Annotated in this window: 8 protein-coding genes; 4 read left to right on the plus strand and 4 right to left on the minus strand. The window is 72.1% G+C overall.

What is annotated here, in order from left to right:
- Window positions 1–86: 86 nt before the first annotated feature.
- Entirely contained in the window at window positions 87–4,799 is a 4,713-nt protein-coding gene (locus tag AB0J90_RS24320; protein WP_363599399.1) for a DUF6531 domain-containing protein, read from the minus strand.
- A 222-nt stretch (window positions 4,800–5,021) separates the two neighbouring features.
- Between AB0J90_RS24320 and AB0J90_RS24325 the strand changes: the two genes are divergently transcribed.
- The gene (locus AB0J90_RS24325) at window positions 5,022–5,342 is read left to right on the plus strand and encodes a hypothetical protein (RefSeq protein WP_363599401.1); all 321 of its coding nucleotides are present in this window, start codon (window positions 5,022–5,024) and stop codon (window positions 5,340–5,342) included.
- Window positions 5,343–5,346: 4 nt separating this feature from the next.
- Window positions 5,347–5,973, plus strand: coding sequence for a hypothetical protein (locus AB0J90_RS24330; protein ID WP_363599403.1), 627 nt, complete (start codon window positions 5,347–5,349; stop codon window positions 5,971–5,973).
- 59 nt (window positions 5,974–6,032) lie between these two features.
- Here AB0J90_RS24330 and AB0J90_RS24335 read toward each other — a convergent pair whose 3' ends face one another.
- Window positions 6,033–10,442: an FtsK/SpoIIIE domain-containing protein gene (locus AB0J90_RS24335; protein ID WP_363599405.1), complete on the minus strand. Its 4,410-nt coding sequence runs from the start codon at window positions 10,440–10,442 to the stop codon at window positions 6,033–6,035.
- Window positions 10,443–10,541: 99 nt separating this feature from the next.
- Window positions 10,542–10,835: a WXG100 family type VII secretion target gene (locus AB0J90_RS24340; RefSeq protein ID WP_363599407.1), complete on the minus strand. Its 294-nt coding sequence runs from the start codon at window positions 10,833–10,835 to the stop codon at window positions 10,542–10,544.
- A 255-nt stretch (window positions 10,836–11,090) separates the two neighbouring features.
- Between AB0J90_RS24340 and AB0J90_RS24345 the strand changes: the two genes are divergently transcribed.
- Together AB0J90_RS24345 and AB0J90_RS24350 are read left to right on the plus strand one after the other, a co-directional pair.
- The gene (locus AB0J90_RS24345) at window positions 11,091–11,795 is read left to right on the plus strand and encodes a hypothetical protein (protein ID WP_363599409.1); all 705 of its coding nucleotides are present in this window, start codon (window positions 11,091–11,093) and stop codon (window positions 11,793–11,795) included.
- Window positions 11,796–11,822: 27 nt separating this feature from the next.
- Window positions 11,823–12,347: a DUF4333 domain-containing protein gene (locus AB0J90_RS24350; protein ID WP_363599411.1), complete on the plus strand. Its 525-nt coding sequence runs from the start codon at window positions 11,823–11,825 to the stop codon at window positions 12,345–12,347.
- An 88-nt stretch (window positions 12,348–12,435) separates the two neighbouring features.
- On the opposite strand, the gene AB0J90_RS24355 is transcribed toward AB0J90_RS24350, so the two are convergent.
- A complete protein-coding gene (locus AB0J90_RS24355) occupies window positions 12,436–13,470 on the minus strand; it encodes a DUF1996 domain-containing protein (RefSeq protein ID WP_363599413.1) in 1,035 nt (344 codons plus the stop codon).
- Between the last annotated feature and the right edge of the window lie 29 nt (window positions 13,471–13,499).

Raw genomic sequence — 13,499 nt, forward strand, 5'->3', positions numbered from 1 at the left:
TATAGGTGGTTGGTCGCGAGCCCGGTGACGACAACTCGCGGTGGGCCGGTGCCGGCCCGAGCGGGGCCGACACCGGAAAGAGCGAGCTAGCCCCGCTTCGGGGCCCCCGGGCCCTCGACGCCGCTCATCTTCAGCCCGTACTTCGAGCTGCTCGGCGTATCGATCTTGATCTGCTTGATCTTCTCGCCCGGGTTGGCCGGGTCCGGCACCTCGAACGCGTCCACGTTGTAGTAGCCGTCCACCTTGGTCGCCTGGACGATCCGGTCCGGTGAGATGTGGTCCAGGGCGGCGTACTCGTCCTGGTAGTCCAGGTGGCTCATGCCCGGGATCCGCTGCGACGGCAGGTGGATGTACTGGTCCTTCGACGGGTCGATCGCGTAGATCCACCCCTCCCGCCGGTAGAACTCCTTGCCGCCCGCGCTGACCTTCGTGCCGTCGGACCGGACGAACTGCATCGCCACCTGGAGGTCCCCGGTGGTGGAGACGAAACCGCTGCCCTTGCCGTTGTGCATGTGCTGCTTGATGTTGTAGTGCGGCACCGTGCCGGCCTGCTCCGCCCGCGACTTCAGGCCCTGCGCGAACACGACCTCCGGCGGCTCGCTGGAGCCGTGGTAGACGTAGCCCGGCCTCTGCTGGCCCATGCCCTGCACCGAGTCGGTGATCGCCGGGTGGTTCGCCGGGCCCTGCACGGGCGCGTCGACCGGTTCCGGCGAAGCTGGCCGGGAGCCCGAACTGCCGACGCCGTCCAGGTGCGCGGCGTCGCTGCCGCCGCCCGGTGTGACCGGGGCGCTGCTCGCCGCCCCGGCCGTGCACGACGGCTTCGGTGCCAGACCCAGCGGATCCGCGCCGCTGTACGGGTTCCGCACGTAACCGGCCGGGTCGGGCGCCGGGGCCAGGCCGAGCGGGTCCTGGCTGACGTACCGGCCGGTGGCGGGGTCGTAGTAGCGGTAGACGTTGTAGTGCAGGCCGGTCTCCGGGTCGAGATACTGCCCGGGGAAACGCAACGGCATCATCGCCTCGGCGTCGCCCGCACCGCCCGACGGGCCACCCCACAGCGTGCCGCCGCCCTGCCAGGCCAGTTCGCCGTCCGTGCCGACCAGGTCGGTGGGGGTGCCGACCAGGTCGGTGACGATCGCGTAGAACCGCCGGTCGACCTGGTCCTGGCCGGTGCGTACGGACTGGCCCACCGGGTGCTGCCGGTCCGGGTGGTGGTCCCAGGTGGTCACCCGGACCCGTCCCCGCGGGTCGGTGTGGATCTGCTCCACCAGCAGCGGCCCGTCCCAGACGAAGTCGACCTGTTCCACCAGCAGGCGCGGGTCGATCGGGAAACGCAGGCTGGCCGGGTCCTGCGCCTCGGCCGCCGAGTAGCGCCGCTTGCCGATCCGCCGACCGAGCGGGTCGTAGAGGTAACGCCACCGGTCACCGCTCGGGGTCAGCACCCCGACCAGCCGATCCTGGCCCTCCCACAGGAAATGCCAGCTTTGCTCGCCGGCCACCGGGTCGGACACGGTACGGGTGATCATCCGCCCCTGCCGGTCGTAGCGGTACCGCACCGCCCCCGCCTCGGTGACGAGATTGCCGTGGTAACGCAGCTCGCCCGAGTGGTGCGCCCCGGCCAGGGCGCTGGTGGTGAGCTGACCGCCGGCGTCGTACCGGTAGTCCTCGGCCCGGCCCGGCCCGCGTACGCCGAGCACCCGGCCCACCGGGTCGAGCGCGAAGTCGGTACGCCCGGTGCGGTTGTCGTCGATGCCGGTGAGCTGGCCGTCGGCCCGGTAGTCGAACCGCCGCTGCCGCCGGCCGGGCACCACCTGGGCGGCCAGCCGCCGGTCCTCGCCGTACGACTGCTCGAGCACCACCCGGCCGTCGACCGTACGCCGCAGCTCCCGGCCCGATGCGTCCTGCCGGAAGCCGACCCGGTGCCCCGCCGTGACCAGCGAGGCCACGTTGCCGAACGGGTCGTAGGACCAGACACTGTCCGCCCCGGACGGGGTGAGGCGGTGCCGGCTGCGGTCGGTGTCGTCGTAGCGGAAGGAGAGGGTACGGCCGTTGGTCGTCGACGCGGTCACCCGACCCAGGTCGTCGCGCTGGATCACCATGATCGCGTCCTCGTTCACCGCCCGGACCAGGCGACCGACCGGGTCGTAGGTGTACGCGGTGGTCCCCGACAGGCAACGCCGCTCGACCACGTTGCCGAGCGGGTCGTGCTCGTACTCGGTGACCTCGCCGAGCCCGTTGGTCGACCGGACGAGCTGGCCGGCGGCGTCGTACTCGAACCGCAGCACCCGGCCGTTGAAGTCGGTCTCCTCGACCACGCGCCCGCACCGGTCGTAGGCGTAGGACCAGGTCAGGCCGAGCGGGTTGGTGACCCGGGTGAGCCGGAGTTCGGTGTCGTACTCGTATCCGGTACGGGCACCGGTCGCGTCCACCGTCGCCAGGACCAGGCCGAACGGTCCGTACTCGGTGCGGCTGAGGTGGCCGTCGCCGTCGACACGTTCGACCGGGTTGCCCTCGTTGTCGTAGCGGACCTGTTCGGACCCGCCGTGGCGGCCCGGACGGGCGACCTGCCGGCCCGCGACGGCGGCGTCCGGCCGCACCCGGTCCTCGGAGCGGAGGCTGTCGTAGTCGAACAGCCCGGCGATTCCGAGCTGCTCGTTCGCCGGATCCGGGGCCCCGTCGTAGCGCCGGGTGAAGGTCCGCGCCCCGGCCCGTACGGAAATCGTCATCGCACCGCCGTCGAGGGTGGTACGCACCGTGCTGCCGTCGGGGCGGACCACGGCGGTGAGGCGGCCGTCGCCGTCGTAGTCGTAGCGGGTGGTCCGCCCGAGCGGGTCGGTACGGCTGAGCAACTGGTTGTAGCGGCCCCAGACGTAACGGGTGGTGTTGCCGAGCGGATCGGTACGGCTCGACAGGTGACCGGCCCCGTCGAGCTGGTACGTGGTGCTGTCGCCGAGCGAGTCGGTGTAGACGGTGAGCCGCCGTAGCGGGTCGTAGGCGAGGCTGGCGCTCAGGTAACCCGAGTCGCCCTCGGTGCGTACGCACCGCCCGTCCTCGTCGTACGTGTAGTGGTAACCGACACCGTTGCGGTCCCGCCAGTCGGTGACCCGGCCGTGGTCGTCGTAGCCGAACCGCATCGGCTGGCCGGAGGCGTTGACCACCTCGATCAGCCGCTGCCGATCGTCGTAGCCGTAGCCGGTGACCAGGGCGGCGGGTCGTCCGGTGGAGTCGACCAGGTGCATCGCGGTGATCCGGTCCGCCTCGGTGGTCAGCGCGATCCGCTGCCCGGACGGGTGCGTGAGCATGGTCGGCCTGCCGTCGTCGTCCCGTACGACCTCCAGCCGGCCGCCGTCACCGTCCGTCACCGCCGAGATCAGCCCGACCGGGCCGGAGAGCGAGAAGTGGGTGGTCCGTTCCAGCAGCGGGTCGGTGAGCCGGGCGCTGCCGTCGTCGCCGACGGTCAGCGGCCAGCGGGGGCCCTCCACCGGCAGTACCGGCTCGCCGGCCGGGGCCGGCGGGTAGACCAGGATCATCCCGTCCGGGGCGAAGTAGCAGACGCCCTCGCCGTCGAATTCGAGCCGTTGGTCGAGGGTGGACGCCCAGGACGGCCCGAACCAGCCACCGGCCCGGTACGACGAGACGTGGGTCCGCCCGATCGCCAGTGCCAGCGGGGCGGTCAGTTCCAGGTCGGTCTGGGCGAGCACCATCTCGCCGGTGGCGACGTCGACCGGGTCGGTGACGCACTCGCGGATGTCGACCGAGACCGAGGTGTCCTTCGGCACCGGCGGCCGGTTCGCGCCCACGCCGGTGCCGGCCCTGCCGGGCAGCGCGCCGCCGATCTGCCTGCCCCCGTCGCCCAGGCTCTTGCTGCCGGCCCTGATCCCGTCGGAGACCGTGCCTGGCAGCAGCTTGCCGCCCTTGGCGGCGAACTTCATCACCCGCCCGACCAGCCGTCCGCCGGGCACCAGGCCGAGTGCGATCCCGCCCGCCGCCATCGCGATCTCGCCCGCGTTGCCGCCGGCCAGCGCGCTGGCGAAGTCGATCGCGCCGGATAGGAAGCCGATGGCCGAACCGAGCGGGGGGAAGATGAACGAGGCGATCGCGGAGAGGACGTCCAGCACGGTCGTGATCCACTCGATCACGGTGCTGCGCAGGAAGTCCACAAACGCCTGGAACGCCTCCGCGATCTTCTCCCACAGCGACCGCTGCGGCGCGTCCTTGGCCAACTGCCGGATCACCTGCGCGGCCGTACGGGCCGCCTGGTCGCGCAGCGCGGTGGCCTGCCCCAGCAGCGCCTTGGCCTGGTCCAATGCCTGGTCGGCCTGCGCCTGGCGGTTGCGTGCGGCGTTGACGTCGTCGGTGGCGGTGTCCTTCGCGGCGGCCTCGGCGTCCGGGTTCCCGCCCAGTGCGATCATCACCGCCTGCGCCGCGGCGAGCGCGACCTGGGACGAGCCCTGGTCCTGGCTCGCCTGCCGGGCGTCCTCCAGCGCCCGCAGCGACATCGCCTGCGCCTCCTGCAACGACGGCAGATACCGCAGGTACGCGTCGGCCGCCTGGCCGTACGAGTGCGCCATCGTGTCCAGGCGGCCGGGCAGCTTGCCGATCAGGTCCCGGAACGCCTCCATCGCCTTACCCTGGCCGACGTCGACCTGGCTGCCCGAGGCCAGCAGGTCGTGCGCCTCCTGGGTGGTCCTGGCCAACTCCTGGTAGGCCCGGGTGATCTCCTCGAAGGACTCGGGATCACCGGGCACCGGATCGGAGTCGAGTTGCAGCACCGACCACTCGGCCGTCCCTGGACGCGTCATGACCCAACTCCCCATCACGCCGTTACTGGTTTCCGCTCGTCCGGGCCGTCCGCCGGGACGCTGGTCCCGGGGCTCATCCACCGGGACGCGACTCGAACACGTAGCGCAGCGCGGACCGGTTCAGTCCGGAGAATTCCGCGCTCGCCGGACACCCGCTGAACCGGTACGCCCGGCGGACCGTGTATCGCGCAGAGTCGCTGCGACACCCCCGGAGGAATCCGCATGAGCGTGATCGACGTTCCCGGTGCCGAACTGGAGCGGGTGCATGACCTGCTGCAACGGACCAAAGACCTGATGGACAGTGCACCGATCAGAGGCATCGGCCAACTGGTCGACACGCTCGGCCAGCACGACCTCGAGTCGGCCGCGCACGAGTTCGAGAAGCGGTGGGGCGACGGCCGGCACGTGCTGGCCAAGGACCTGGAGGGGGTACGCGACGCGGCCAAGGCGGTCGCGGACGCGTTCCGGGAGACCGACGAACAGACGGCCGCCGCGCTCACCGAGCCGGCCACCGACGGCTCAGCGCCGCAGGCGAAGGAGTAGTGCAGTGACCGACCCGACATCCACGGCCACCCCGGCACCGACCGGTTTCCACCTGCGTACGCCAGACGACTGGGTCGACTTCTCCCTCGCCGACGAGGCCAGCGAGAACCGGATCGCGCTGGACGTGTGGACCCAGGCGCGGGAGGCCGGGCTCACCGAGAGCCAGGCCGGCGAGTTCACCGAGTCCGTACGCCGCTCGGTGCGGCAGGCCCGGCGCTCGGGTGCCGTACACGCTGCCGGCACTTTCCAGCTCTACGAGGACGGCCCGCTCACCGCGACCGTACTGGTGTCGGTGGTCACCCCACCGGCAACCGGTGACGTGCTCGGCGCGCTGACCGCGGTGCAGCGCCCGGCACAGGCCGATGGCACCTGGCGGCGGGTGAGCACCGCACAGCTCGACGGCATCGGTACGGTCGGCCGGGTGCACGGCATCCAGCACGTCACCCTGGACGAGGCGACCGTACGGTCCGCCGTCATGCACACCGTCGTACCGCTGCCGGGCTCCACCGACGTGCTCGTGGTGACCGGTACCAGCCCGAACGTCGCCGAGGCCGACGAGCTGTTCGAACTCTTCGACACGATCACCGGCACTCTGCGCCTCACCCCGACGGGAACCGCCGAGCGGCCGTAGTCGCCGCGCAAGCACGGATCAGGGGGACACCGCATCGGTGTCCCCCTGATCGTCTGTGTTCAGGAGTGGGCGGCGGACTCGCGTACCGAGGCCCGTACCGCGTCGAGGTCGGCGCGGGGGACCTGCACCGTACGGACCACGCCGTCGCCGAAGTGCGCCAGCGCCCGGCCGGGCCGTCCACCGCCGAGCTGACCACGGGACAGTTTGGCGCCCAGCAACTCGCCGTCACCGAGCCCCTGCGGGCTGAGCAGCGCGCCGTGCCGGTTGCGGCGGGCGTCGACGTGCCAGCCGCCGAAGCCGCCGGAGAGCCCGTCGATGGTGCCCGCCATGATCAGCGCCCGGCCGGTCTCCGTACCGGTTCGGGCGATCTCGCCCAGGTCGCTGCCGGCGTCGCACTTGAGCAGCAGTTCGGCGTCGTCCAGTACGACCACCGCCGGACCGTCGTGCCCGTCGAGCGCGGCCGCGAGCCGGGCCGAGGTGAGATCGTCCCCGGCGACCAGGTCGAGCACACCCGGCATCCCGGCCAAGTCCCGCAGCGGTGACCGGCGTGGGGCCGCGACGACCACCGGCGTACCCCGCTCCAACAGCGACGAGACCATCGTCATCAGCACCGTGCTCCGCCCCGACCGGGGTGGGCCGGCCACGACGAAGCTGGCGATGGCGGCCAGGTCCGGTCCCACCCCGCTGAGCCGGTCACCACCGACACCGAGCATCGCCCACAGCGGCCCGGCCGGACGGACCAGCGTCCGCGCCCGGTCGAGGGTGACCTCGTCGGGCAGCACGTCGATCCGGAACGGGCGAACCGACTCCGGCAGGTCCCGGTCCCGTGCCCCGGTCGTCTCGGCGATCTCGGCCAGCACCCGGGCCTGGCCCTGCCCCGAACCGTCGACCGCCGACGGTTCCTCGCCGGGGCGCCGGACGGGGGCCAGCAGTGCGATCTGCGCCTCCGCGCTGTCGACCGCGCGCAACGCCCGACCGGCCTCGATCTCGTCCGGAAGCTGGCGGTAGTTGATGCCGACCATGCCGTAGTCGCTGCGCTCGCTCAGCCGGAGCACGAGCTTGTCCTCGGTGGTCGCCGAGACCCGGGTGGAGAACAAACTCCGGTCGCCGGCCAGGACCAGGTGGATACCCGCGCCCGCGCCCTCCCGCAGGAGCGTGAGCAGCGCCGACATCAGGGTGCCGTTGTCGAAGTCGGCGAAGGTCTTGTCGAACACCTCCCAGCGGTCCAGCAGCACCAGGATGTGCGGCGGCCGCTCCGACCCGCTCGTGCCGGCCCGGAACTCCACCAGGCTCGCCGAACCGGTCGAGGCGAGCAACTGCTGGCGGCGGCCCATCTCGGCGGTCAGCCGGGAGAGCAGGCGGCCGAGCCGCTCGGCCTCCGTACGCTGCACCACCGCACCGCAGTGCGGCAGCTCGTTCAGGGCGAGCAGTGCCCCGTTGCCGCAGTCGATCCCGTACAGGTGGACGTCGGCGGACGAGTGGGCGCGGGCGAGTGCGCCGGCGAGCGTACGCAGGGTCTGTGACCGTCCACTGCGCGACGAACCGATGACGTGCAGGTGCCCCAGGGTCGCCAGGTCCAGCTCCAGCGGCACCTGGTCCTGTTGGGCGGGCAGGTCCACCAGCCCGTACGCGACCGCGGGCAGGTGGTAGCCGCCGGTGCGTGGCGGCGGTAGGTCGTCCACGGTCAGTGTGGTGGGCAGAGCGGGCAGCCAGGGGCTGTGCTGGGGCGCGATGGCGAGCCGCTCGCTGGCACCGCGTACCGCCTGGACCAGGACCGCGAGGTCGGTCAGCTCGGCCGACGGTGCCGTACCGCCCGGTCGGGTCGGCGCCGGCCGGCCCAGGTCGGTCCAGTCCAGCGGCACCAGCCACGGTGCCGGCCGCTCGGTGGCGACGCTGCCGGGGCGGAACCCGCCGACCCGGCCCGCCTGGAACGGCACCAGCGAGGACTGCGCCAGCCGCACGTACGCCCGACCCGGGGTGGACTTGGAGATCGAGGCCGCGTCCGGGGCGTTGAGTACGTCCTGGCTCTCGCTGCTGTCGGTGACCCGCAGGGCGATCCTCAGGTTGGTGTTCGCCCTGATCTCCGGCGAGACCACGCCACCGGGACGCTGGGTGGCCAGCACCAGGTGGATGCCGAGCGACCGCCCCCGCTGCGCGATGTTGACCAGACCGGTGACGAAGTCCGGCAGGTCCCGGACCATCGAGGCGAACTCGTCGATGACGATCAGCAGTCGCGGCATCGGGACCCGGGTCGGCTCGCGGCGCAGCAGGTCGACGTAGTCGTCGATGTCCTTCGCACCGGCCTCGGCGAGGATGTGCTCCCGACGCCGCAGCTCGGCGGAGAGCGAGGTCAGGGCGCGGCTCACCAGGTGGGTGTCCAGGTCGGTGACCATGCCGACGGTGTGCGGCAGCAGTACGCAGTCCTTGAACGCGCTGCCGCCCTTGTAGTCGACCAGCACGAACGTCATCGCGTCCGGCCGGTTGGCGACCGCGAGCGAGGCGACCAGGGTCTGCAACAGCTCGGACTTGCCCGAACCGGTGGTGCCGGCGATCAGCGCGTGCGGGCCGTCGCGTTTCAGGTCGAGGGCGAACGGGCCGTCCAGCGAGATGCCGAGCACCGCCTCGGTCGTACGCCCACCGGTGGCCCAGCGCGCCGCGACCGCGTCCGGCTCCGGCGGTTCCATCGCGAGTACGTCCAGCAGCCGGCTGGCGTCCGGCAGGGCTCCGCCGTCGTCGGTGCCGCCGGTGTCCCGCAGCGGCGCCAGCGCCCGAGCCATCCGGCGCAGCCACTGCCGCGCCACCAGGTCGGGATGGACACCGGGGATCGGGTCGGCCAGCGTACGGGTGACCAGCAGGGTGCCGTCGGGCTGCTGGGCGACGACCGCCTGGCATTCCTCGGGTAGCAGCTTCTCCTCCGCGTCGAGGCAGATCGCGAAGACCCCGACCGCGGGACCTTCGCGCAGGATCTGGGTCACACCCGGCAGCGAGCGGAGCTTGCGGGCGCCGTCGAGCACCACCAGCACGTCCCGGAACGCGCCGTCGGATCTCGACTCGACCGTGCGGGCGGAGATCAGCGCGACCAGTTCCGCCACCCGGCGGGCCAGGGTCTGGGTGTCGGCGCCGACGGTGACCAGGGTGTCCTGACCGTCGCGCGGGGACAGGTGCGGCAACCAGCGGGTCCAGGCCCAGCCGTCGTTGTCGCCGGCACCGGAGAGCAGGTAGATCTGCAGGTCCTCGGGGCTGTGCAGCGCCGCGGCCTGGGCCAGCATCCACCGGGCCGTGGTCCGGGCCAACTCACCGCCCGCGACACCGACGACACCGTGCCGGCGTACGGCGACCGTTGCCGGTACGTCCAGCGCGCTCCACCTGACCTCGCGCCGGTGCTCGTCCTGGGCCGGGTCGGTGAGCACCACCTCGGACGGCAGGTCGGCGGTACCCGCCCGCAGCTCCAGGAAGTCCGGATCGGAGCGCCGCCGCTCCCACAGCCGCCGCTGCGGACCCACGCAGGTCAGCAGCACGGCGGCCGGGTCGGGGGAGCCGTACCGGCGGGCCAGCCGTTCGGCGGCCAGCGCCTCCTGGGCCTCGGCGGCGACCCGGCTCTTCTTCGCCTCGTACTCGGCGACCCGGCCGCGGTAGGAGGCGCGCCCCTGACGTCGGCTGCTGACCTGGTTGGCGATCAGCGCGATCGGGGACAGCAGGGCGAAGAGCAGGGTGGCCGGGTTGTGCGTGATGAAGTACGCCGCACCGGAGACGACCAGCGGGGCCAGGATGGCGATCAGCGCGAGCGGTCGCCGCTCCGGTGGGATCGGCGGGCCGGGCAGGGTGAACCGGGTGGTCTTCGCGGCGGGCAGCAGCCGGGGCGGGCGGTTGTAGTCGAACCCGGTCCGGTCCTCGGAGAGCTGCAGTGCCGCGTCGGCCCGTTCCGGCGTACGCAGTTCCAGTAGGGACGAGCCGACGGCCAGTTGGGCGCCGGGGGTCCAGACCTGCTCGGTGTCGAGTGCGGTCCGGTCCAGCAGGAGGCCGCTGCCGACCGGAAGCAGGTGGCAGCGGCCGTCGGGGGTGACCCGTACCCGGGCCATCACGGCGGCCAGGGCGGGGTCGGAGAGGCGCACCCGGCAGGTGCTGGCCGCGCCGACGGTGTGTTCGCCCAGGTCGAGCGGGTAGACGCCGCCGGCATCGCTGCCACCGACCACCCGTACCTCGACCAGACCCCGTGGTGGCGCGCTCGTCTCCTCGGCGGGCCGGCCCAGTCCCAGTACCGACCCCTGCCGCAGTGGCGCCTCGGCCAGCGGGAGCCGGGGGTCCAGCGGCGCACCGGCGACAAAGATCCGGGGCAGATCGTCGGTCGGCTCCGGTCGCCGGGCGGCGAGCGCCTCGGCGAGTTCGTGGACGGTGGTCTCCGGTGCGACGTCCACCTGGTAGTCGGTGGCCACCGAAAGCGGATCCACAACGGTGAGCAAGAGGCGCACGGCAAACTCCAGATCGGTTGTTCCGGTCGGTTGTCCCGGGTCGGGAAATGGTCAAGGCCGCGCGGTGCTGTGTCACCGCGCGGCCTTGTTCTCCCCGATTCAGCCGAGGCTGTTCCCGGTCTGGGTGTCGGTGTCCTCGAACGCCGTGCCGACCTGCTGGAGGTACTGGCTGATGCCCTCCATGCCCTGCAGCGTCTGGTCCACACTCGACTTATACTCGTCGAAGTACGGGCCGAACTTCGCCTGCGCGGCCGGGGTGTTGTAACCGCCCTGGATCAAGGTGTCGATCTTGCTCTTGGCCTGGTTCATCCCGTCCAGCAGCGTCTGCATGTTCTGCTGCAGCCAGCTCGCCGACTCCTGAATGTCCTCGGTCTGGATGTGGTAGGTAGCCATGACGATTCCTGCTTTCTGTCGATGTGAAAGGTGTTGGCGACCGGGGCTCGGTAGGTGTCGAGTCGAGGTCCCGTCGCTGTTGCCACCACCCACACGCATCCTCGTCGGAATCGGTTCAGCGGAATTTTCCGCCGACGGCGGATTCGATGATTTCCGCATACCGGTGAACCACTTCGCGACCCACTCCGTGTGGATGCCGAACCGGGTCGCCGATCGGGCGGACCCGGACCCGACGAGCCACGAGGTGGACCAGTCATGAAGCTGCACCGCAGGATCGCGTACGCCGCGATCGCCCTCTCCGGCCTGGCGGCCCTCGCCGCGTGCGGCGACTCCGGCGCCGCGACCACCACCGTCGCTGCCCCGGCCGGGGTGGTGTCGACGCCGACGCCAGCCGCCGAGCCGACCGCCGAGGCGACGCCCGAGGTGATCGGGGACACGCCCACCGCCGCCCCGACCGCGAAACCGGTGGTGGCCAAGACCCAGCGCCGGGTGCAGATCTACAGCGGCCCCTCGGACGTGCCGCTCTCGCCGGCCCCGGACACCGGCAAGGGCAGCAACATCGTCCAGCTCAACAGCACCGCCTCGGCCCAGATCGGTGCCTACGTCGCCGACGGTCGGGGCATGACGCTCTACCGCTTCGACAAGGACACGGCCAAGCCGTCGAAGTCCAACTGCAACGGTGACTGCGCCAAGACCTGGCCCCCGCTGCTGATCAAGTCGCCCGGTGCGATCTACCCCAGCGGGGTGGACCCGCAACTCGTCGGCTACGTCGAGCGGGCCGACGGCACCTGCCAGGTGACCATCAACGGCTGGCCGGTCTACTACTTCGCCAAGGACACCAAGCCCGGCGACATCCTGGGCCAGGGCGTCGGCGGCACCTGGTTCGCGATCAGCCCGGCCGGCGGCAAGACGAAGGCCGCGCCGCAGGCCGACTCGGCACCCACCACGGCCGGCTACTGAGCACGCCGGATACCTCGGGAGGCGATGATGACCAGCCCGTACGGACCCTTCGGCAACAACGACCCGCAGCCCTGGGGCCAGCCGAGCGCGGGTACGGCCGCTCCCGCCCCGCAGTGGGGTGCGGTGCCACCACCCCACTGGGGACCGGCGCCCGCCCCGCAGTGGGGACCCGCCTCGGAGTCCAGGCCGGCGGTCCGGGAGCCGGGTCAGCCCGAGCGGCGGCGACTGCGACCGGGCGGGCCGGCAAGGCTCGCGCTCATGATCGGTGGACCGGTGGTGGCGCTGGCCGCCCTGGTGGTCGTACTCGGGCTGACCTGGCCGGGTTTTCTGAACCGGAAGGTGTTCGACGACGGGGCGTTGCAGGTCGGCGTCACCGGCGTGCTGCGGGACAGCTACCAGCTCGACGTGACCGGCGTCAGCTGCCCACCCGAGCAGCCGGTACGGGTCGACGAGAGGTTCCCGTGCTCGGTGGTGGTGGATGGTGAGCAGCGGACGGTCACCGTCGTCGTCACCTCCGGCGACGGTCGGTTCGAGGTCGGGCGCCCGCAATGACCGGGCCACGGGTAGCGCCGTTCACGGGCCGCTGCCGTCGACTGCTCGACCCGTCCGAGGGTCCGGTGGCCGTCTGGTCACCGGACCGTCACCGGCCCGACCCGGCGTGGTCGCCGCACACCTCGCCCGCGTTGAGGCAGCGCACCACCTGCGCCATCACCGGCTCGGGCATCAGGTTGACGAAGAAGGCGTGATCGGTGAGGGGGCTGTTGCGCTGTCCGTCGAACGCGTCGATCCGGTAGCGGGTCCCGGCGGGCAGGTCGTAGGTAGCGACCAGGCGCAGTCGCGGCACCGCGAACGTCGCCACCGGGCAGCCGCCGCCCGCGACCGGGAAGACCAGATGCTGGCGATGGTCGGTGCTGTCCACCTGCCGCCCGTCCCAGCAGCTGGGGAAGTCGAACACCCGCGTCACCCGCTGGCCGGCGGCACAGACCGGATAGCGGGTGGTACGCAGCTGCGGGGTGTCCGAACAGGTCCAGGTCGCCTGCGCCCGGGCCCCGCCGTTCGTGATCGCCACGGCGTCGCCCATGGTGGCGCGCAGCAGCGACGGCATCGGGATGACCTGGGTCCGCGGGTTGCCGTGGAAGGTGAGCGTCAGCGACACCGGCAACTGGATCTCACCGGCGTGCTCGGTGACCGGTGCGCCGGGCGCCCCGCCCGGGTGCCCGGCGGTGTGCTCGGCCTGTGCGGCCGGCAGCGTACGCAGCACCGGCCAGTAATAGGTGGACTCGTCGCCGTTGGCGCAGGTCGTACCGCCGCCGGCGAGGCTGTCGACGGTGGAGCTGACATCGGTGGAGAGATTCCCGACGTAGTCGTGCACGTGGTGCACCGGACCGGGCATGCCCGGCACCACCACCACGTTCGCGGTGTTGCGGTGGCCGATCTCGTTACGGCCGCAGTCCCAGCTGTAGGTGCCGGTGGCCGCCCCCGCAACCGGGGCCGGTTCGGCGCCGCCGCCGCGGACCGTACGGATGTCGACGTAGTCGGGTCCGAGCAGCGCGGCGGCCGACGGTGCGGGCGACCCGGCGTCGGCCGCCACCCGTACGCCGAAGACCGCCCCGATCACGACCAGCGCCAGCGCCAGGGCGAGCGCACCCCGGCGAGCTGCGACAGCTTTCGTCATGACCCCTACCCTAGGTAGCCGCGAATACC

This window comes from Micromonospora sp. NPDC049523 (genome assembly GCF_040676775.1).
Taxonomy (GTDB): domain Bacteria; phylum Actinomycetota; class Actinomycetes; order Mycobacteriales; family Micromonosporaceae; genus Micromonospora_G.

Excerpts from the sequence above, each read along its gene's own strand:
- AB0J90_RS24320 (WP_363599399.1), bottom strand. The coding sequence starts at position 4,799 with ATGACGCGTCCAGGGACGGCCGAGTGGTCGGTGCTGCAACTCGACTCC.
- AB0J90_RS24325 (WP_363599401.1), top strand. The coding sequence starts at position 5,022 with ATGAGCGTGATCGACGTTCCCGGTGCCGAACTGGAGCGGGTGCATGAC.
- AB0J90_RS24340 (WP_363599407.1), bottom strand. The coding sequence starts at position 10,835 with ATGGCTACCTACCACATCCAGACCGAGGACATTCAGGAGTCGGCGAGC.
- AB0J90_RS24345 (WP_363599409.1), top strand. The coding sequence starts at position 11,091 with ATGAAGCTGCACCGCAGGATCGCGTACGCCGCGATCGCCCTCTCCGGC.
- AB0J90_RS24350 (WP_363599411.1), top strand. The coding sequence starts at position 11,823 with ATGACCAGCCCGTACGGACCCTTCGGCAACAACGACCCGCAGCCCTGG.
- AB0J90_RS24355 (WP_363599413.1), bottom strand. The coding sequence starts at position 13,470 with ATGACGAAAGCTGTCGCAGCTCGCCGGGGTGCGCTCGCCCTGGCGCTG.